A 21,278-nucleotide genomic window follows, 5' to 3' on the forward strand; every position below is an offset into this window, starting at 1 on the left:
TGACACATTAGAAGACCGTCAGCTAGAACTAATGCAACATCACAGATAGAAAGCATGTGAGCACATGATCGAGCTGCCAGTCATCCAGTACCGCCACATCGATGTCGACGGCGTCGAAGTCCACTACCGCGAATCGGCCCCGAACCGTGCGGACGCGCCGGTGTTATTGCTGCTGCACGGTTTTCCGTCGGCATCGCACCAGTTCCGCAGGCTGTTCGATGTGCTCGGCGCGCAGTACCGATTGATCGCCCCGGACTATCCGGGCTTCGGAAACACCACCGCAGCAGCCGATTTCGACTACTCCTTCGACCGACTGGCCGATGTGGTCGAAGGTTTCCTAGCGCAGCTCGGACTGCGTGAATTCACCATGTATGTCTTCGACTTCGGCGCTCCGGTCGGCTTCCGCGTCGCGGCGCGCCACCCTGAGTGGATCAATGGCCTCATCGTTCAGAACGGCAATGCCTACGAGGCCGGTCTATCGGATCTCGCTCGCGACTTCACCGCGCTGCGTCCCGAGGACGAAGGAGCCGAAGACACCATTCGCGGCCTGCTCACGCTGGAAGGCACCCGCGGTCAGTACGAGCACGGCGTCCCCGATCCGACCGTGCTCAGCCCAGAATCGTGGATCCTCGATCAGTACTTCCTCGACCTGCCCGGCCGCAAGCAGGCCCAGGTAGCCCTCGCCTTCGACTACAAGTCGAATGTCGCCGCCTACCCCGAATGGCAGCAGTGGCTGCGCAAGTACACGCCGCGCACCCTCATCGTCTGGGGTGCGAACGACCCCTTCTTCCCGGAGCCCGGCGCGCACGCCTACCTCGCCGATCTCCCCGACGCTGAACTGCACGTCTTCGATACGGGCCACTTCGCGTTGGAGACGCACCTGGCCGAGATCGCGCCATTGATCGCCGAGTTTCTGGATGCTCGCACTGTGCGGCAGTGAGTGGCCTCGGCGCCCACTTTTGCCGAATTCCGCAGGAGCGGCACGAAATTGCGCGAAGAGTGGGCGCTCAGACCGGTGATCGGCCAAAAGCAAAGGCGCCGTCCGCAACTCGCGGACGGCGCCTCGCAAACCGGCGTCAGCTGTAGATCTTCTCCACCTCGGACGCGTACTGCTTCATCACCACGGCCCGCTTCAGCGACATTTTCGGCGTCAGCTCGCCGGTCTCCTGGGTCCAGTCGACGGACAGAATGCGGATCTTCTTGATCGCTTCGGCATGTGAGACCTTCTTATTGGTCTCCGCGACCGCCGCATTGATCTCCGCGACCAGTGCCGGATTCTCGATCACCTGCTCGATCGGGGTCTCGACGGGCAGGTTGTTGCGTTCCTTCCAGCCCGGCAGCGCCTCCGGATCGAGGGTGATCAGCGCGCCGACGAAGGGCTGTCCGTCGCCGACCACCATGACCTGGCTGATCAGCGGATGCGCCCGCAGCGAATCCTCCATCAGACCCGGGGAGACGTTCTTACCGCCCGCGGTGACGATGATTTCCTTCTTGCGGCCGGTAATGGTGACATACCCGTCGCCATCGATGGCGCCTAGGTCGCCGGTCTTGAACCAGCCGTCGGTGAACGCGTCCTCGGTGGCATCGGCATTGCCCCAGTAACCGTTGAAGACAACCGATCCGCGCAGCAGCAGTTCGCCGTCCTCAGCGATCTTGACCGCATGGCCCTCGATTGGCTTGCCGACGCTGCCGACGCGAATATTGCCGGGAGTGTTCACGGTGACGGCCGCGGTGGTCTCGGTGAGGCCGTAACCCTCGTAGATGGTGACGCCGACGCCACGGAAGAAGTGGCCGAGGCGCGCACCCAGTGGTCCGCCGCCGGAGACCGCCGCCTCACACTGACCGCCGAGCGCGACCCGCAGTTTGCTGTAGACGAGCTTGTCGAAAACCGTGTGCTTGAGCTCGAGCACCAGGCCGGGCCCACCGTTGTCGAGGGCCTGGCTGTAGGCGATCGCGGTCTCGGCGGCCGCGTCGAAGATCTTGCCCTTGCCACCGTCGTGTGCCTTCTGCTTGGCGCTGTTGAACACCTTCTCGAATACGCGTGGCACCGCGAGGATGAAATGCGGACGGTAGCTGCCGAACTGTTCGACCAGGGTGGACCAGTCGGCGGTGAACGCGACGATCACCTTGGCGTCGAAGGCGGCCAGCGTGACCGCACGCGCGAAGACATGCGCCAGCGGCAGGAACATCAGCGTCTTCTTGCCCTCGGCAACGTACCTGTTCAGCGCGATCCGGTCGGACTTGGACTCCGCGTACAGATTCGAATGCGAGAGCATGACGCCCTTGGGGCGGCCGGTGGTGCCCGAGGTGTAGATCAGGGTCGCCGGGGACTTGGCATTGACCTCGGCGCGGCGCGCCTGCACCGTCGCGTCGTCGAGGTCGGCGCCACGCGCGATCAGCTCGTCGACCGCGCCTTTGTCGATCTGCAGGGTCTCCTTCAGATCCGGCAGCGTGCCCGCCTCGATCTCATCGATGACCTTGCGGTGCTTATCGCTGTCGACCACCAGCAGTTTGGTGGCCGAGTCCTGCAGGATCCACTTGGCCTGTTCGGCGGCCGAGCTGTCGTAGATGGCGACGGTGCAACCGCCGGCGGCCCAGATGGCGAAGTCGAGCAGCACCCATTCGTAGCGGGTCGGGGCCATGATGGCGACGCGGTCGCCGAGCTCGATGCCGGAGGCGATGAGGCCCTTGGCCACACCGGTGACCGTCTCGGCGAATTCCGCGGCCTTGATTTCCCGCCACCCGCCACCGTCTTGGGTGACGTTGAACAGCACCGCGCCCGGCGACTGCTCGGCATGCCGGAAGACGTTATCGGAATTGTTCGCGTCTTCCGGGATGGTGTAGGAAGCCGGGACTTCGAACTCTCGCATCAGTGCCCTTCCACGTGGGTTTACTCGCCAGTAATCTACGACACCTGTGACCGGGACGTCAGCTCGGCCTGCTCACAGATCTATCCTAAGTCGCGGATCGAGACCGGTTGAACGGCTTTTCGCAGGAAATCCGCCAGTTCGGTCAATGCGGCGGCCGCGGGACCCACCAGCGCGGCCTGTAGCTGCGCGACATGCCATAGCCCCTTGCTCTCAGTAAAGCTGACATGTACGCCCGCCGCCCGCAGTGCCGTCACGAATTCGACACATTGCGAATGCAGCAGCTCGCTGATATCGACCTGGACGTAGGTCGGCGGCAAACCCCGCAGTTCACCGTGCAGCGGTGCGTACCCGGCGTCCTTGCCGTCCCCGTCGCCGAGATAGGCCGCGGCGCACGCGCGCGACCATGCTCGATTGATCACCAGATCGCGGAACTTGTCCGGTGCCTGATTCGGGTCGACCCATGGCGCGATCAAGCCGAGCGCCGCCGGGGTATAGCCGTGTTCGGCGATGAGCCGCTGTGCGGTGGCAAGCGATAGTCCGCCGCCCGCCGAATCGCCCGACAGCGCGACCTGTTCCGGTCGGTAGCCGATATTGCCGACCAATTCCATGAAGGCCGCTTCGGCATCTTCGAGTCCGGCCGGGAATGGGTGCTCCGGCGCGAGCCGGTAGTCGAGAACGTAGACGGCGCAACCGGTTTCGTGCGCCAGCCGGGCGGCCAGCGAGCGATGCGTCGCCAGCGACCCGACCGCATAGCCGCCGCCGTGCAGGTAGAGCACCGCACCCGCGCTCAGGTTCGGCCTGGCCGAGCCGGCCGTGATTCGTTCCGCCGGTCGGCCGCCGAGCCGCAGCCGGTGCACGGTCGTGCCCGATGGCACGAACTGTGCGCGCGAACCGAGATCGAGCAGCAGCCGCTGCATCCGCCAGGGCAGCCGTGCGTTCAGCGAGACCCGGAAGATCGGACCGAGCAGCGCCCGCGCGACGGGTAGCGGAAGGTTGATGTCACGCATGGGTTTCCTCGCGCGGTTCAGGGTAGGAAGGGGCGGTTCACCGCGGCGGCGATGCGCTGGTAGCCGGAGGCGGTGACCCGGACGAACAGGTCGAGCACCTTGGCTTCCCAACCGATCAGCACGCGGCCGTGCCCCTTGCGGACACCTTCGGTAATGGTCTGCGCGGCCATTTCCGGTGTGTGAATGGCCAACTTCTTGTCGAAAAGCGATGCGGTGCGCTCGCTGTCGATGCCCTCGGCGTAGGTGGCATTGCGGGCGACGGCGGTCTTGATGCCGCCGGGATGCACACAGGTCACCTTGACCGGATGCTTGCCGACCAGCATCTCCTGCCGCAGCGATTCGGTGAATCCGCGCACCGCGAATTTTGCCGCGTTATAAGCACTCTGGCCCGGGACGGCGATCAGGCCGAACAGGCTGGAGACATTGATGACGTGGCCGTCGCCGGATTCGATCAGTAGCGGCAGGAAGGCCTTGGTGCCATTGACGACACCCCAGAAGTCGACGTCCATGATGCGCTCGATGTCCTTGAACTCCGAGCGGATGACCTCGCCGTGGTAGGCGATGCCCGCATTGTTGTAGATCTGGTGCACCTTGCCGAAGTGCGCCTGCACGGCGTCGGCATACAGCAGTACCGCTTCGCGCTCGGCAACATTGAGCCGGTCGGATTTGATCTCGGCCCCGTACGCTTCGCAGCGGCGCACTGTCTCGGCTAGGCCGTCGGTATCGATATCGGAGAGCGCGAGTTTGGCACCGCGCCTGGCGAGATTCTCCGCGAGGGCGCGGCCGATGCCGGAACCCGCCCCGGTGATCACACAGACCTTGCCCTTGAAGTAAGCATCATTGCTCACTGTCCTGCCACCACTTTCAGTTCGTTACCGAAGCTTTCGACGCTGGTTGTCTCATAGGCGGAGACGTCGAAATTCTTTGTAATCCTGCGGAATTCGAAGGTGAAGTCCGGCCAGAGCGTGGTGTTGTTGCCATGCTTGTCCAGGTACCAGCTGGCACAGCCTCCGGTATTCCACACGCTCTTGACCAGTTTGCCCTGCAGATCCTCGTTGTAGGAGTCCTGCACCGCGCGCTTCACCTCGACGGTGCGCAGGCCGAGGCGGTCGACGGTGGCCAGGGCGTCGGCGATGTAGTTGATCTGCGATTCGATCATGTACACCATCGAGGTGTGGCCCAGGCCGACATTCGGGCCGAGTAGGAAGAACATATTGGGGAAGTTGGCGACGGCCGAACCCTTGTAGCCCTGCTGGCCGATCTCGTCGAACACCTCCGCCAGCGTACGACCGTCCTTGCCCGAAATAGCGTTGTAGGTCGGCGAATCGGTGACATGGAAGCCGGTCGCGACGATGAGTGCGTCGATTTCGCGCTCGGTGCCGTCTGTGGTGACGATGGAGTTGGCGCGTATCTCGGCGATGCCGTCGGTGACCACGTCCACGTTCGCGCGGCTCAGCGCCGGATAGTAGTCGTTGGAGATCAGCATGCGCTTGCAGCCGATCCGGAAGTCCGGCGTTACCTTCTTGCGCAGCTCCGGATCACGAATCTCGAGCCGCAGCTTGGCTTTTGCGAGGAGTTCGAAGGCCTGCATCAGTGCCGGAACCTTGGCCAGGCCGACGACCTGGGTTTCGCGCGCGGCGTAGATGGCGGCGCGGGACAGTCGTTGGAAGCCCGGGATGTGTCGGAAGGCGAGACGCTCGGGCAGGGTGTACGGGCGGTCCATGCGGGGGAGCAGCCAGGGTGCGGTGCGCTGGTAGACGTCCAGGTGTGCGACCCGCGCGGCGATGGACGGCACGATCTGGATGGCCGAGGCGCCGGTGCCGATGATCGCGACGCGCTTGCCGGTCAGATCGGCGTCGTGGTTCCAGCGGGCGGAGTGGAAGGTCTCGCCCTCGAAACCGTTGATGCCCTTGATATCCGGGAGTGCGGGCTCGCACAGCGCGCCGACCGCGGACACCACGGTGTCGGCGGTGAAGCTGCCCCGGGTGGATTCGATATGCCACAGGTTGGTGGCGTTGTTCCAGCGGGCGGCGGTCACATCGCAGTTGAACAAGTGCTTGTCGAGCACGTTGTATTCGCGCGCGACGCCCTGGATGTACTGCTGGATCTCGCCCTGCTTGGAGAACGAGCGCGACCAGTTCGGGTTCAGTGCGAACGAGTACGAGTACAGGTGCGACGGCACATCGCAGGCCGCGCCGGGGTAGGTGTTGTCGCGCCAGGTGCCGCCGACATCGCTGCCACGTTCCAGCACGAGGTAATCATTGCGGCCCTGCTTGCTCAACCGGATTGCCAGGCCCAGACCAGCGAAACCGCTACCGATGATGATGGTCTTGACGTGGCGGTTGCCGACAGCTTTGTCTGTAACCTTGCGACTCATATAACCCAGACTACGGTCCTATTGAGCACGAGTCAACAGTATTGACCAGCGTTCAGTAAGATGGCCCCGTGAGTAGTCGAGGCACCGTCAAGCGCACCCGGCTCAGCCCGGACGAACGCCGTCTACAACTGATCACCCTGGGCGCGAAGATGCTCGGCGACCGCGCCATCGAAGACATCTCGATCACCGAAATCGCCGGGGAAGCCGGGATCTCCCGCGGCCTGCTCTTCCACTACTTCCCGACCAAACAGGACTTCCAGCTGGCGATAGTCCGCCACGCCAACGCCGAGCTACTGGAACGCGTCGCCCCCGACCGCACCCTCGGAATCTTCGAGATGCTGCGCGATTCGATCGAGCGCTACATCGACTACGTCGGCGAGAACCGCAATTCCTACGTATCGCTGCTGCGCGGCCCGGCCAGTGTCAGCGCCGAGGTGCTTCCACTCGTCGACCAGACCCGCAACGCCATCATCGACATCATCCTGACCGAAGTGCCTGTCGATATCCCGGACGCCGACCGTCCTCGTCTCATCCTCGCCATGCGCGGCTGGATCGCCTTCGTAGAAGAAACCACCCTCACCTGGCTCCGCCACGAAACCATCCCCCGCGAACAGTTGGTCGAGCTCTTGGTCGAATCCCTACTCGCCTTGGCCCTTTCGCTGAACCCCGCGCTTGCTGCCGCCATTCGCGGCTGACGGGCACTTCGAGCGGCGGATATCCTGACGTATGGGTCTGTCTCGTCGGCAGCTGTTGAGGATGGGTACGGCTGGATCGGTCGCGGTGTTGGTGGGAGCATCGGCGGCCAGCAGTGGGCGGTTTCGGGCGCCGCGGTGGTTGGGGGATCCGTTCACGTTGGGGGTGGCTTCGGGGGATCCGCTGCCGGACGGGGTGGTGTTGTGGACGCGGCTGGCGCCGGATCCGTTGGCGCCGGATGGCCTCGGGGGGATGGCGCAGCATCCGGTGACCGTCGATTACGAGGTTGCCAACGATGAGCAATTCCGGGACGTGGTGGCGCGGGGGAGTGCGGTCGCCACGCGCGAACTCGCACATACCGTGCATCCGGAGGTCGGTGGACTCGAGCCGAATCGGTGGTACTTCTATCGATTCCGCGCAGGTTCGGCGATTTCGCCGGTAGGTCGCACCCGAACGGCGCCGCCGTTCGGACAGCCCACTGCGCGAATGCGTTTCGCGTTCGCGTCCTGCCAATCGTGGACCTCCGGCTACTACACCGCCTATGAGCATATGAGCGCCGAAGCCCTCGATCTCGTTGTGCACCTCGGGGATTACATCTACGAACGCGGCTGGAACCGTGGTCGCGAGGGCATGTCGGTGCAGCCCTATCTCGCCGCGGAAGCGGTCGACCTCCCCGGCTACCGACTGCGCTACGCCCAGGCCAAGGCCGAACAACCACTGCGCGCGGCCCACGCGGCCTTCCCATGGTTGGTCACCATGGACGACCACGAGATCGACAACAACTGGTTCGCCGACCACCCCGGCCTCGGCCTCGACATCTACCGCATCCCCGCCCTGTTCCGCCGCCGCAAAGCCGCAGCCTTCCAGGCGATGTACGAACATCAGCCACTGCGCATCGCGGCTCTGCCGTCCGGCCCGACCATGCGCATCCATCGCCGCTACACCTTCGGCGACCTCGCCGAGGTCACCATGCTCGACACCCGCCAATACCGCACCGGCGGAGCCTGCGGCAACGGCAATATCGGCGACGCCTGCCCCGGCCGACTCTCCCCCGATCGCTCGATACTGGGTGCACCGCAACGAGATTGGCTGCTCGAAGGCCTCGCCCGATCCACCGCGCGCTGGCAGATCCTCGGCAACCAGGTGGCCATGGCCGAATCCGACTACGACCCCGGTCCCGGTACCAATTTCGGCACCGACGCCTGGGACGCCTACGTAGCCGACCGCAACACCGTTCTCGCCACCGCCGCCGCCCGCGATGTCCACAATCTCGTCGTCATCACCGGCGACCGCCACCACAACTACGCCGCCGAACTCCGCCCCGACTACACCTCCCCCGAATCTCCGGTCATAGCAGCCGAATTCACCGGCACCTCGATCACTACCGGCGGTGACGGCACCGACATGAACTCCACCGGTCGCAACCTGCTAACCGCCAACCCGGACATGAAATTCTTCAATTCCCAACGCGGATACGTCCGAGTCACCCTGGACCATGCCCTGTGGCGCACCGACTTCCGCGTCGTTCCCTACATCCGCCGCCCCGGCGCCCCGATCCACACCCGCGCGAGTTTCGTTGTGCAAGAACGGATCCCAGGAATCAGCCCGGCTTCGCACACCGATGCCGATCGCGCGCCCACCTCTGGAAGCGCTGGAGTTACACCCGGCCCACGATAACGGCAACGAATACTGACCACCCTCCAGCGGCCGCGACTCGACGACGCCGAGATCGGATTGCTCGGTGTCGCAGAGTTCTACGACACCGACACGCGCGGCTGGGCCGTCGGCAGGCAATGCCCACCGACGGCCCAGTCGCATTCACTGTCAGACGTAGATGAAAGCGATACCGTTACTGGTGCCGCCCGCTGTCGTGGCAGTGACCTGCACCGTCCCGGCCGCCCCCGCCGGGGCCACGGCGGTGATCTGGATGGCGGAGTCGACGGTGAAGGAAGTGGCCGGTGTGCCACCGAAATCCACCGCGGTCGCACCGGTCAGGTCCGTGCCGGCGAGAACGACGATCGTCCCACCAGCGACCGGGCCCACGTTCGGCACCGCCACGGTCAGGATAGGAACCGCGACATAGATGAACGCGACGCCATTGCTCGTTCCGCCCGCTGTCGTGACGGTCACCTGCACCGTCCCCGCCGCCCCCGCCGGGGCGACGGCGGTGATCTGGGTGGCGGAGTCGACGCTGAACGAGGTTGCCGGTGTGCCACCGAAATCCACCGCGGTGGCTCCGGTCAGGTTCGTTCCGGTGAGGACGACGGTGGTTCCGCCGGTCACCGGGCCCACGTTCGGCACGGCCACGGTCAGGGTAGGAACCGCGACATAGGTGAAGGAGACACCATCGACTGTTCCGCCCGCGGTGGTGACGGTGACCAGCACTGTCCCGGCCGATCCGGCGGGAGCGACCGCGGTGATCTGGGTGGCGGAGTCGACGGTGAACGAGGTTGCCGGTGTGCCACCGAAATTCACCGCCGTCGCTCCGGTCAGATTCGTTCCGGTCAGTACGACGCTGGTTCCGCCGGTCACCGGGCCCACGTTCGGCACCGCCAGGGTCAGGCTGGGAACCGCGACGTAGGTGTAGGCGACGCCGTTGCTGGTTCCACCCCCGGTGGTAACAGTGACCAGGACCGTCCCCGCCGTCCCGGCGGGGACAACCGCCGTGATCTGAGTGGCGGAGTCGACGGCGAACACGGCCGGTGTCCCACCGAAACTCACTCCGGTGGCTCCGGTGAGGTTTGTCCCGGTCAATACGACCGTGGTCCCACCGGTCACCGGACCCACGTTCGGCACCACCGTGGTCAAAGTGGGCACCGCGGCATAGATGAACGCGGCACTGTTACTCGTTCCACCTGCGGTGGTGACGGTGACCAGCACTGTCCCGGCTGCCCCTGCTGGGGCGACCGCGGTGATCTGGGTGGCGGAGTTCACGGTGAACGAGGTGGCTGGTGTGCCACCGAAACTCACCGACGTCGCACCGGTCAGAGCTGTGCCGGTCAGCACAACCGTTGTCCCACCGGCCACCGGGCCCACGTTCGGCACCACCGTGGTCAAACTGGGCACGGCGACGTAGGTGTAGGCGACCCCGTTGCTGGTTCCGCCTGCGGTCGTGACGGTGACGAGCACTGTCCCGGCCGACCCAGCTGGGACGACCGCGGTGATTTGAGTCGCCGAGTCGACGGTGAACGAGGTTGCCGGTGTGCCACCGAAACTCACCGACGTCGCACCGGTCAGAGCTGTGCCGGTCAGCACAACGGTTGTCCCACCGGCCACCGGGCCCACGTTCGGCACGATCACCGTCAAAGTGGGAACCGCGATGTAGGTGTAGGCGACGCCATTGCTGGTGCCACCGGCTGTCGTGACGGTGACCTGCACCGTCCCGGCCGCTCCGGCAGGAGCCACCGCGGTGATCTGGGTGGCGGAGTTCACGGTGAACGAGGTGGCTGGTGTGCCACCGAAACTCACCGATGTCGCACCGGTCAGGTTTGTCCCGGTGAGTACTACCGTGGTTCCGCCGGTCACCGATCCGACGTTCGGTACCGCCACGGTCAGGGTAGGCACCGCGACATAGGTGAACGCGACGCCGTTGCTCGTTCCACCCACGGTGGTAACAGTGACTTGCACTGTCCCGGCCGCTCCGGCAGGGGCGACTGCGGTGATCTGGGTGGCGGAGTCGACGGTGAACGAGGTTGCTGGTGTGCCACCGAAACTCACCGACGTCGCTCCGGTCAGGGACGTGCCGGTCAGTACGACGGTGGTTCCGCCAGCGACCGGGCCCACGTTCGGCACCGCCACGGTCAGCGTAGGAACCGCGATATAGGTGAACGCGACCCCGTTGCTCGTTCCGCCCGCTGTTGTGACGGTGACGAGCACGGTCCCGGCCGATCCGGCAGGAGCGACCGCCGTGATCTGGGTAGCGGAGTCGACCGTGAACGAGGTCGCCGGTGTGCCACCGAAACTCACTCCCGTTGCGGCGGTGAGGTTTGTCCCGGTCAGCACGACCGTGGTGCCACCGGTCACCGGGCCCACGTTCGGCACGATCACCGTCAAAGTGGGAACCGCGATGTAGGTGTAGGCGACGCCATTGCTGGTGCCACCGGCTGTCGTGACGGTGACCTGCACCGTCCCGGCCGCTCCGGCAGGAGCCACCGCGGTGATCTGGGTGGCGGAGTCGACGGTGAACGAGGTGGCTGGTGTGCCACCGAAACTCACCGATGTCGCACCGGTCAGGTTTGTCCCGGTGAGGACGACGGTGGTTCCGCCGGTCACCGATCCGACGTTCGGCACCGCCACGGTCAGGGTGGGAACCGCGATGTAGGTGAACGCGACGCCATTGCTGGTGCCACCCGCGGTGGTAACAGTGACCAGGACCGTCCCGGCGGCCCCTGCTGGGGCGACCGCGGTGATCTGGGTGGCGGAGTCGATGGTGAACGAGGTGGCTGGTGTGCCACCGAAACTCACCGATGTCGCACCGGTCAAAGCCGTGCCGGTCAGCACGACGGTGGTTCCGCCGGTCACCGATCCGACGTTCGGCACCACCACGGTCAGGGTGGGAACCGCGATATAGGTGAACGCGACGCCGTTGCTGGTGCCACCCGCGGTGGTAACAGTGACCAGGACCGTCCCGGCGGCCCCTGCTGGGGCGACGGCGGTGATCTGGGTGGCGGAGTCGATGGTGAACGAGGTGGCTGGTGTGCCACCGAAACTCACCGATGTCGCACCGGTCAAAGCCGTGCCGGTCAGCACGACGGTGGTTCCGCCGGTCACCGATCCGACATTGGGCACGATCGTGGTCAGAGTCGGCACCGCGATGTAGGTGTAGGAGACACCGTTGCTGGTGCCACCGACTGTCGTGACGGTCACCTGTACCGTCCCGGCCGAATGGGCGGGAGCGACGGCGGTGATCTGGGTGGCGGAGTCGACGGTGAACGAGGTGGCTGGTGTGCCACCGAAACTCACCGATGTCGCACCGGTCAAAGCCGTGCCGGTCAGCACGACGGTGGTTCCGCCGGTCACCGATCCGACGTTCGGCACCACCACGGTCAGGGTGGGAACCGCGATATAGGTGAACGCGACGCCGTTGCTGGTGCCACCCGCGGTGGTAACAGTGACCAGGACCGTCCCGGCGGCCCCTGCTGGGGCGACGGCGGTGATCTGGGTGGCGGAGTCGATGGTGAACGAGGTGGCCGGTGTGCCACCGAAACTCACCGATGTCGCGCCGGTCAGGTTTGTCCCGGTGAGGACGACGGTGGTTCCGCCGGTCACCGATCCGACATTGGGCACGATCGTGGTCAGAGTCGGCACCGCGATGTAGGTGTAGGAGACACCGTTGCTGGTGCCACCGACTGTCGTGACGGTCACCTGCACTGTCCCGGCGGCCCCTGCTGGGGCGACGGCGGTGATCTGGGTGGCGGAGTTCACGGTGAACGAGGTGGCTGGTGTGCCACCGAAACTCACCGATGTCGCACCGGTCAGGTTTGTCCCGGTGAGGACGACGGTGGTTCCGCCGGTCACCGATCCGACGTTCGGCACGATCGTGGTCAGAGTCGGCACCGCGATGTAGGTGTAGGAGACGCCATTGCTGGTGCCGCCAACTGTCGTGACGGTCACCTGCACTGTCCCGGCGGCCCCTGCTGGGGCGACGGCAGTGATCTGGGTAGCGGAGTCGACGGTGAACGAGGTCGCCGGTGTGCCACCGAAACTCACCGATGTCGCACCGGTCAGGTTTGTCCCGGTGAGGACGACGGTGGTTCCGCCGGTCACCGATCCGACATTGGGCACGATCGTGGTCAAGGTGGGGACCGCGATGTAGGTGTAGGCCACGCCGTTACTGGTTCCACCTGCGGTGGTAACAGTGACCAGCACTGTCCCGGCCGCTCCGGCAGGAGCCACGGCGGTGATCTGGGTGGCGGAGTTCACGGTGAACGAGGTGGCTGGTGTGCCACCGAAACTCACCGATGTCGCACCGGTCAGGTTTGTCCCGGTGAGTACTACTGTGGTTCCGCCGGTCACCGATCCGACGTTCGGCACGATCGTGGTCAAGGTGGGGACCGCGATGTAGGTGTAGGCGACGCCGTTGCTGGTTCCACCTGCGGTGGTGACGGTGACCAGGACCGTCCCAGCGGCCCCTGCTGGGGCGACGGCGGTGATCTGGGTGGCGGAGTTCACGGTGAACGAGGTGGCCGGTGTGCCACCGAAACTCACCGATGTCGCACCGGTCAGGTTTGTCCCGGTGAGGACGACGGTGGTTCCGCCGGTCACCGATCCGACATTGGGCACGATCGTGGTCAAGGTGGGCACCGCGACGTAGGTGTAAGCGACACCGTTACTGGTGCCACCGGCTGTCGTGACGGTCACCTGCACCGTCCCGGCCGAATGAGCAGGAGCCACGGCGGTGATCTGGGTGGCGGAGTTCACGGTGAACGAGGTGGCTGGTGTGCCACCGAAACTCACCGATGTCGCGCCGGTCAGGGCCGTGCCGGTCAGCACGACCGTGGTTCCACCGGCGACTGGACCCGTGTTGGGCACGATCGTGGTCAAGGTGGGGACCGCGATGTAGGTGTAGGAGACACCGTTGCTGGTGCCACCCGCCGTGGTGACAGTCACCAGCACGGTTCCCGCCGATCCGGCTGGGGCGACCGCGGTGATCTGGGTGGCGGAGTTCACGGTGAACGAGGTCGCCGGTGTGCCACCGAAACTCACCGATGTAGCGCCGGTCAGATTTGTCCCGGTCAGCACGACGGTGGTCCCGCCAGCGACCGGACCCGTGTTGGGCACGATCGTGGTCAAGGTGGGCACCGCGACGTAGGTGTAGGAGACACCGTTGCTCGTGCCGCCCGCCGTCGTGACCTTGACCTGCACGGTCCCGGCCGAATGGGCGGGAGCCACGGCGGTGATCTGGGTGGCGGAGTTCACGGTGAACGAGGTGGCCGGTGTGCCACCGAAACTCACCGCGGTCGCGCCGGTCAGATTTGTCCCGGTCAGCACGACGGTGGTTCCGCCGGTCACCGATCCTGCCGTGGGGGTGATGCTGGTCAGGGTGGGCACCGCGGCGTAGGTGTAGGAGACGCCGTTACTGGTTCCGCCCGAGCCGGTGACGGTCACCTGCACCGTCCCGGCCGAATGTGCTGGGGCGACGGCGGTGATCTGGGTGGCGGAGTTGACGGTGAATGTCGTTGCGGTCGTGCCGAACCGGACGGTCAACGGGCCGGTGAATCCGGTGCCGGTGATCGTCACATTGTTCCCACCGGAAGTGGGTCCGGCGGTCGGGGAGATGGAGGTGATGGTCGGAACGACGACATAGACGTAGGTAACCGCGTTGCTGGTGCCACCCGGTCCGGTGACCGTGACGGTGACGATCCCGGTGCCCGCCGGGGTGACGGCGGTGATCTGCGTGTCGGAGTTCACGGTGAACGAAGTGGCTGGTGTGCCACCGAAATTCACCGCGGTAACTCCCGTCAGGCCCGACCCGGTGAGCGTGACCGTCGTTCCGCCCGCGGTCGACCCCTGGCTGGGGCTGATGCTGCTCAAGGAAGGAACCGCGAGATAGGTGTAGGAGACACCGTTACTGGTGCCCGCCGAGGTGGTAACCGTGACCTGGACAGTACCTACTGAGCCCGCGGGGGCGACCGCAGTGATCTGCGTCGGTGAATCCAGAGTGAAAGTTGTTGCGGTAGTGCCGAACCGGACAGTAGTGGGACCGGTGAACCCCGTACCGGTGATCGTGACGCTGGTTCCCCCTGTCGTGGGTCCCGAGGTCGGGGAGATAGACGTGATCGTAGGCACGATGCATGCCTCCTTGCTGCTGTAATTCCTGTGATGCAACTGAGCGGTTGCCCGAGTTGCTGTGGCGGCCCGCAACTTCCATTAACGTCCCTGAAACACGTCGTGGACCGGCCTGAGGCGTTCGTTTTCGTCCGTTATCCGATTTCCGTCGCCTGCCGAAGATCTGGAGACGCCCGTTCGGGGTCGGCGACCTCTACCGGCCCTGCGTCCGATAGCCGTGATCGCAAGCGCTATCGCAGCCGTTGGGTATCACACCGCACCGGTAGCCTCGAGGCCTGCGCCGCAACGGGTTTCGTCATCGGTGCGACCACTCACCGGCGGTGCTCCGATGCGATCACCGTGCGGATTCCGCGTGTATAGCCCGCGACGCCGACACCACCGCAACTGGCAGCCGGGACGCCGCCGCACCACGTCCGACCGCGTGCGCAATGACATCGTCGGTGAGCCGTCGAAGGGTGCGTCGATTCCGAATATTTCGACAATCCGAATTCCGTACGTAATTTCGGATGCACCCGAGAATCGGTTGCTGTCGAACCATCATTTCGCACGGGCACAGCGTGATTGAGACCCACGCTTTACGGATGCGCTATTCGGCCGAGTGGAAATAGTTACTCGGCGTTCGTCCCGGTGCGGCTTCGTCCGGTTCGAGGCGCGGTTCGCGCCGCGACCGCACCACCGCCGAACCATCGGCCGCAGCGCCGCACTGTCATTCAGGCTCGCGGCCACCCGAAGGGCGCACACGCTGCCGGATCACGCGGGAAAGCCTCTGCCCATGGGAATTTCCCGGGCTTGCCGCGGTCGGTCGGGCTCGGTCCGGTTATGCCGCCGGCTAATGACTTGCACCGGAAAATGAATTACAGGACGGGAGGCAAGATCTAAATGTGAAAACGGACGAAAACGGATCAGAGATGCATTGCCCTGCAACAGAGTAGGAGGCTTACTGGAAGTAGCCATACAGTGCAGTCGGGGAATCACCATCGCGGCAAAGGAGCCAGCGTCATGCCTACCGTAACCTCCCGCTCTCCGACATCGGCGCCCACATCGAGAGACGCAAACGTTCTGTGATGGGTATCGACTTCACCGGTCCTTTGATCGCGCGATGCGGTACTACCCCGACCACCTTCACCACCGACTCGGATAGGTAGGTCACCGCCATCGCGTCTGCGGGACGGTGCAGGTCACCGCCCCCGCGGAGGGACTCGGCAACGGTGGCTGTAACGTTGCAATACCTGCCGTGAACAGCACCAGTCCCATCCAAGGGCCTGTCGCAGGCGGTGCTACAGCCCAGCCTCACCGGGACAGGACTGTCGACCGCCACTGCGATCGCTTTCGTCGGCAGCATTGCGGGCTACCGCGTTGATCATCGACCCGGACTGCAGCTTTTGCGCTCGCCCCGGCCGGGAGGGGACGGTACAGCTCACCGTGGCCACGGTGGGTGAGATCGGTAACAGCGTCTCCTACACCATGTCCGAGCGGTACTGCGTCCGGGCGGTCACCGGACAGCGTTGCTGGCCCGTGCGAGCTGCGGTTGTAGATCGAGTCGCCGCCACCAGGGCGGTGATTTCAGGGGTAAGGGGGTTTCATTGGCTACCGTTCTGAAGATGCTGCTGGCGCAGCAGCATCTCAAAAGCCACTCGGATTTCCTGGCGGCGTACGATAGGTTCGCCGCACAGCTGGATCCTCCCATTCCCCCTGGTTACGGGCCCGCGAAGACGCAGTTCTACCAGTGGCTTTCGGGCGGGATGGTCGGGCTTCCCCGCGACTACCATTGCCGGGTGCTGGCCAGAATGTTCCCTGGCTGGACGATCGAGAGCTTGTTTCAGATGGCGGATGCAGCACCGGTCACCGGTCGAGCGAACGAGTTGGATCCTCCCGGAACGGATGTCGAGCTCGAGGCATTCCTCGGGGCCGAGATGATCACCAGCGGGATTACTCTCGTGTACCCGACCTTCGAACTACCACTGCGGCCGCTGCATGCACTCGATTCGGTCGAGGCTCCCTATGGGTGCGCATTCGGGAAGGTTCGCGCATTCGCGGCTGATCATCGCTCGGATGTGCTGGCTGCCTTACCGGAGAAGGAAGTTCGCGGGCTGCTGTACGTATTTTCTGTGCTCCAGCGCCACACTGGCATTTTGACTGAGATTCGGAGTGACCGGGACATCGTTGCGCACAGCGACCGCCCCTATATCAGCTTTGGACTGACTTGCAACGACTGCACACGTATGTACCTCGAAAGCGTCGAGCGCCCCCTTTTCACTCTCAATGTCATCAGTGCCGAAGGCGGTTCCAGTTTCGAGCAATTGGAGTTGACGGACGGTAGTCGGTATGACTCGAGCGGAGATCACAGTATTGGCGTCATCGCGCGGGTGCGACCCAGCCCGGTTCTGCACCCCGACCGATACTGGATATTCTGCGCGGGCTTGGGCCCGCGTGGTACCACCGGGGCAAGCTGGTATCTCGCCAACTCCTGGAGTCCCTTGCAGCGACGCGCCGGTGATCACGAGTTCGTCGCAGTGGTCGGCGTTGATGAAGACTCCGACGATACCGCCCACTTGGAGCATGTGCTGATCGAATCGGGATCATGACATGCAGCCCGTATTGTGTTGTGCTTCACCGGGTTTCGCGTCCCGGGCAAGGTCATTCGTCGTCAATCGTAGATGATGCCTGAATAACAACGCCGGGCCGAATCACTCTGCGGAAGAATGGATTCGGCCCGGCGCTGGATCGGTGAAACTATGCGGTCGGCTCGAAGGCCTCGGCGACGATTTCGGCTTGTTCCACCGCGTGGACCTTCGACGAACCCGAGGAGGGGGCCGACATGGCGCGGCGGGAGATGCGGCGGAGCTTGGTGAAGCGCTCCGGGAGCAGCTCGGGCAGGTTCAGGCCGAAGAACGGCCAGGCGCCCTGGTTGGCCGGTTCCTCCTGGACCCAGGCGATATCGGTCGCATTCGGGTAGCCAGCCAGTGCCTCGTTGAGGCGGAACTTGGGCAGCGGGTAGAGCTGCTCGATGCGGACGATGGCGACGTCTTCGCGCTTCTGCTTGGCCTTCTCGGCGACCAGCTCGTAGTAGAGCTTGCCGCTGGTCAGCAGGACCCGCTTGACCTTGTTGCGGTCGCCGATGCCCTGTTCGTAGGTGGGCTCGTCGAAGACCGAGCGGAACTTCGATTCGGTGAAGTCCTTCAAGTCCGAGACCACGGCCTTGTTGCGCAGCATCGACTTCGGGGTGAAGACGATCAGCGGGCGGCGGATGCCGTCCAGTGCGTGGCGGCGCAGCAGGTGGAAGTAGTTCGCCGGGGTGGACGGTACGGCGACCGTCATCGAACCTTCGGCGCACAGCTGCAGGAAGCGCTCGATGCGACCGGAGGTGTGGTCCGGGCCCTGCCCCTCGTGACCGTGCGGCAGCAGCAGCACGACCTCCGACAGCTGACCCCACTTGGCCTCACCGGAGGAGATGAACTCGTCGATGATGGACTGCGCGCCGTTGACGAAGTCACCGAACTGCGCCTCCCACAGCACGAGTGCGTCCGGGTTGCCGAGCGAGTAGCCGTATTCGAAGCCGACGGCAGCGTATTCGCTCAGCGCCGAGTCGTGCACCGCGAACCAACCGGGGTTGGCGCTGCCGATGTTGTGCAGCGGGGTGTATTCCTCGGCCGTCTTGCGGTCGATGATCACCGAGTGGCGCTGGGTGAAGGTGCCGCGACGCGAGTCCTGACCGGTCAGGCGCACCGCGCGACCCTCATCGATCAGTGTGCCGAAGGCGAGCAGTTCGGCGAAGGCCCAGTCGACCTTGCCCTCGTAGGCCATTTCGCGGCGCTTCTCCAGCACGGGCTTGACGCGCGGGTGCACATTGAAGCCGTCCGGCACGCCGAGGAAGGCGTCGCCGATGCGCTGCAGCACGGCCTTGTCCACGGCCGTCACGACCGTCGCTGGCACCTGCTGGTCGTCCTCGACCGATTCACTCGGTTCCGGTGTGTACTTCTCCAGTTCCCTGACCTCGTTGAAGACCCGCTCCAGCTGACCCTGGTAGTCACGCAGCGCGTCCTCGGCCTCTTTCATGGAGATATCGCCACGGCCGATCAGGCTCTCGGTGTATGCCTTGCGCACCGAGCGCTTGGTGTCGATGACGTCGTACATGTACGGCTGGGTCATCGACGGGTCGTCGCCCTCGTTGTGGCCACGACGCCGGTAGCAGATCATGTCGATCACGACGTCCTTGCGGAACTTCTGGCGGAAGTCCACCGCCAGGCGCGCCACCCAGTCGCAGGCCTCCGGGTCGTCACCGTTCACGTGGAAGATCGGCGCGCCGATGAACTTCGCGATGTCGGTGGAGTATTCGGTGGAGCGGCTGTTCTCCGGTGCGGTGGTGAAGCCGATCTGGTTGTTCACCACGATGTGGATGGTGCCGCCGACGCGGTAACCGCGCAGGCCCGACAGGTTCAGCGTCTCCGCGACCACACCCTGACCCGCGAATGCGGCGTCACCGTGCAGCATCAGCGGCATGACCGAGAACCCCTCGGGCCCGTCGCCCTTGTTCAGCAGGTCCTGCTTGGCACGCACCAGACCCTCGAGCACCGGGTCGACCGCCTCCAGGTGCGAGGGGTTGGCGGTGAGCGAGACCTCGATCTCGTTGTCGCCGAACATCTGCAGGTAGGTGCCGCGCGCGCCGAGGTGGTACTTCACGTCGCCGGAGCCGTGCGTGGCCGCCGGGTTCATATTGCCCTCGAACTCGGTGAAGATCTTCGAGTACGGCTTGCCGACGATATTGGCGAGCACGTTGAGGCGACCGCGGTGCGGCATACCGATGACGACCTCGTCGAGCGAATGCTCGGCGGACTGGTCGATCACGGCGTCCATCATCGGGATGACGGCCTCGGCGCCCTCGAGCGAGAAGCGTTTCTGCCCGACGTATTTGGTCTGCAGGAAGGTTTCGAAGGCCTCCGCCGCGTTCAACCGGTTCAGGATGTACTTCTGCTGTGCGACAGTCGGCTTGACGTGCTTCTGCTCGACGCGCTCCTGAATCCATTGCAGCTGCTCGGTTTCCAGGATGTGGGTGTACTCCACACCGACGTGGCGGCAGTAGGCATCGCGCAACACCGAGAGCACATCGCGCAGCTTCATCCGCTCCTGGCCGTGGAAGCCCGCGACATCGAAGGTGCGGTCCAGGTCCCAGAGGGTGAGGCCGTGCTGGGTGACATCGAGGTCCGGGTGGCTGCGGAACTTGTCCTTGACCAGCCGCAGCGGATCGGTGTCGGCCATCAGATGGCCTCGGTTGCGGTACGCGGCGATCATCTCGAGCACGCGGGTGCTCTTGTCGACGCCGCGCTCCTTGACGTCCTTGCGCCAGCGCACCGGCTCATACGGCACGCCGAGGCCGTGGAAGATCTCGTCGTAGAACTCGTCGCTGATCAGCAGGTTGTGGATGGTGCGAAGGAAGTCGCCGGATTCCGCGCCCTGGATGATGCGGTGGTCGTAGGTCGAGGTCAGGGTCATCAGCTTGCCGACGCCGAGCTCGTTGATGCGCTCGTCGCTCATGCCCTGGAATTCGGCCGGGTACTCCATCGCGCCGGCGCCGACGATCGCGCCCTGGCCCGGCATCAGTCGCGGCACCGAGTGCACGGTGCCGATGGTGCCCGGGTTGGTCAGCGAGATGGTCACGCCGGTGAAGTCGTCGATGCCGAGTTTGCCGTCGCGGGCGCGGCGCACGATGTCCTCGTAGGCGGTGTGGAACTGCCCGAACGTCATGGTCTCGCAGCCCTTGATGGCCGCGACGACCAGCGAGCGGCTGCCGTCCTTGCCCGCCAGGTCGATGGCAAGTCCGAGGTTGGTGTGTGCGGGGGTCACCGCGTTCGGCTTGCCGTCGATCTCGGCGAAGTGCCGGTTCAGATTCGGGAACGACTTGACCGCCTGCACGATCGCGTAGCCGAGCAGGTGGGTGAAGGAGATCTTGCCGCCGCGGGTGCGGGCCAGGTGGTTGTTGATGACCAGGCGGTTATCGATCATCAGTTTCGCCGGAATGGCGCGCACGCTGGTCGCGGTCGGGATCGTCAGGGACGCCGACATGTTCTTGACCACGGCGGCGGCCGGTCCGCGCAGGACCTTCGCCTCGTCGGCCGCGGTGTCCGCGGGCTTCGGCGCGCCGGAGGTGGGCGCGGCATTCGAGGTCGGCGCGGGAGTCGTCTGCGGCGCGCGGGCGGTGGGCTTCGCGGGAGCGGGAGGCGCGGGAGGCTTGGGCGCGGCGGGCGCGGGTGCCGGGGCGGGGGTCGCTGCGGCCGGGGTCGCCTTCACCGACGCGGGAGCCGGTGCCGGGTTGGCCACCTGCGCGGGTGCGGCCGCGGGCGCGGCGCTGTTAACTGAATCACCCGCGACTTCGGGCGTGTAATCGGCGAGGAACTCGTGCCAACTTTCATCGACGGAAGATGGATCCTGTTTGTACTTTTGATACATCTCATCGACTAGCCACTGGTTCTGTCCGAACTGGGAAGTTGAGCTGCTCACAGCAGGTGTTCGCCTCATTTCGTTCTTCGCGCTGCGACGTTTGTGACG

10 protein-coding genes are annotated in these 21,278 nt (G+C 65.0%); 4 read left to right on the forward strand and 6 right to left on the reverse strand.

Features of this window, described 5'->3' with window-relative positions; translation table 11 throughout:
• Positions 1–64: 64 nt before the first annotated feature.
• A complete protein-coding gene (locus ACIBG0_RS27195) occupies positions 65–940 on the forward strand; it encodes an alpha/beta fold hydrolase (protein WP_397035990.1) in 876 nt (291 codons plus the stop codon).
• Positions 941–1,076: 136 nt separating this feature from the next.
• Here ACIBG0_RS27195 and ACIBG0_RS27200 read toward each other — a convergent pair whose 3' ends face one another.
• The 4 genes from ACIBG0_RS27200 to ACIBG0_RS27215 all read right to left on the reverse strand — a co-directional run bounded on the left by ACIBG0_RS27200 (position 1,077) and on the right by ACIBG0_RS27215 (position 6,254).
• Positions 1,077–2,870 carry an AMP-dependent synthetase/ligase gene (locus ACIBG0_RS27200; protein WP_397035992.1) on the reverse strand — a complete coding sequence of 598 codons (1,794 nt, stop codon included), beginning with the start codon at positions 2,868–2,870 and terminating at the stop codon, positions 1,077–1,079.
• Between the two features lie 80 nt (positions 2,871–2,950).
• Positions 2,951–3,877: an alpha/beta hydrolase gene (locus ACIBG0_RS27205; protein WP_397035994.1), complete on the reverse strand. Its 927-nt coding sequence runs from the start codon at positions 3,875–3,877 to the stop codon at positions 2,951–2,953.
• A 17-nt stretch (positions 3,878–3,894) separates the two neighbouring features.
• On the reverse strand, positions 3,895–4,725 hold the full coding sequence (locus ACIBG0_RS27210; protein WP_397035996.1) for an SDR family NAD(P)-dependent oxidoreductase: 831 nt from the start codon (positions 4,723–4,725) through the stop codon (positions 3,895–3,897).
• Entirely contained in the window at positions 4,722–6,254 is a 1,533-nt protein-coding gene (locus tag ACIBG0_RS27215; RefSeq protein WP_397035998.1) for a flavin-containing monooxygenase, read from the reverse strand. The genes ACIBG0_RS27210 and ACIBG0_RS27215 overlap by 4 nt, the downstream gene beginning before the upstream one ends.
• Positions 6,255–6,322: 68 nt before the next feature.
• On the opposite strand from ACIBG0_RS27215, the gene ACIBG0_RS27220 reads away from it, so the two are divergent.
• Entirely contained in the window at positions 6,323–6,949 is a 627-nt protein-coding gene (locus tag ACIBG0_RS27220; protein WP_397036000.1) for a TetR/AcrR family transcriptional regulator, read from the forward strand.
• Positions 6,950–6,980: 31 nt separating this feature from the next.
• On the forward strand, positions 6,981–8,624 hold the full coding sequence (locus tag ACIBG0_RS27225; RefSeq protein ID WP_397036002.1) for an alkaline phosphatase D family protein: 1,644 nt from the start codon (positions 6,981–6,983) through the stop codon (positions 8,622–8,624).
• A 147-nt stretch (positions 8,625–8,771) separates the two neighbouring features.
• Here ACIBG0_RS27225 and ACIBG0_RS27230 read toward each other — a convergent pair whose 3' ends face one another.
• Positions 8,772–14,735: an IPT/TIG domain-containing protein gene (locus ACIBG0_RS27230; protein ID WP_397036004.1), complete on the reverse strand. Its 5,964-nt coding sequence runs from the start codon at positions 14,733–14,735 to the stop codon at positions 8,772–8,774.
• A gap of 1,601 nt (positions 14,736–16,336) precedes the next feature.
• On the opposite strand from ACIBG0_RS27230, the gene ACIBG0_RS27235 reads away from it, so the two are divergent.
• Entirely contained in the window at positions 16,337–17,320 is a 984-nt protein-coding gene (locus ACIBG0_RS27235; protein WP_397036006.1) for a hypothetical protein, read from the forward strand.
• A 148-nt stretch (positions 17,321–17,468) separates the two neighbouring features.
• Here ACIBG0_RS27235 and ACIBG0_RS27240 read toward each other — a convergent pair whose 3' ends face one another.
• Positions 17,469–21,248, reverse strand: a complete 3,780-nt coding sequence (locus ACIBG0_RS27240; protein ID WP_397036008.1) for a multifunctional oxoglutarate decarboxylase/oxoglutarate dehydrogenase thiamine pyrophosphate-binding subunit/dihydrolipoyllysine-residue succinyltransferase subunit — start codon at positions 21,246–21,248, stop codon at positions 17,469–17,471.
• Between the last annotated feature and the right edge of the window lie 30 nt (positions 21,249–21,278).

Source organism: Nocardia sp. NPDC050630 (assembly GCF_044457245.1).
Lineage (GTDB): Bacteria > Actinomycetota > Actinomycetes > Mycobacteriales > Mycobacteriaceae > Nocardia.

What these genes read in the sequence shown, in the direction of transcription:
- ACIBG0_RS27195 (WP_397035990.1), top strand. Translation starts at nt 65, where the DNA reads ATGATCGAGCTGCCAGTCATCCAGTACCGCCACATCGATGTCGACGGC.
- ACIBG0_RS27200 (WP_397035992.1), bottom strand. Translation starts at nt 2,870, where the DNA reads ATGCGAGAGTTCGAAGTCCCGGCTTCCTACACCATCCCGGAAGACGCG.
- ACIBG0_RS27205 (WP_397035994.1), bottom strand. Translation starts at nt 3,877, where the DNA reads ATGCGTGACATCAACCTTCCGCTACCCGTCGCGCGGGCGCTGCTCGGT.
- ACIBG0_RS27215 (WP_397035998.1), bottom strand. Translation starts at nt 6,254, where the DNA reads ATGAGTCGCAAGGTTACAGACAAAGCTGTCGGCAACCGCCACGTCAAG.
- ACIBG0_RS27225 (WP_397036002.1), top strand. Translation starts at nt 6,981, where the DNA reads ATGGGTCTGTCTCGTCGGCAGCTGTTGAGGATGGGTACGGCTGGATCG.
- ACIBG0_RS27235 (WP_397036006.1), top strand. Translation starts at nt 16,337, where the DNA reads ATGCTGCTGGCGCAGCAGCATCTCAAAAGCCACTCGGATTTCCTGGCG.
- ACIBG0_RS27240 (WP_397036008.1), bottom strand. Translation starts at nt 21,248, where the DNA reads ATGAGGCGAACACCTGCTGTGAGCAGCTCAACTTCCCAGTTCGGACAG.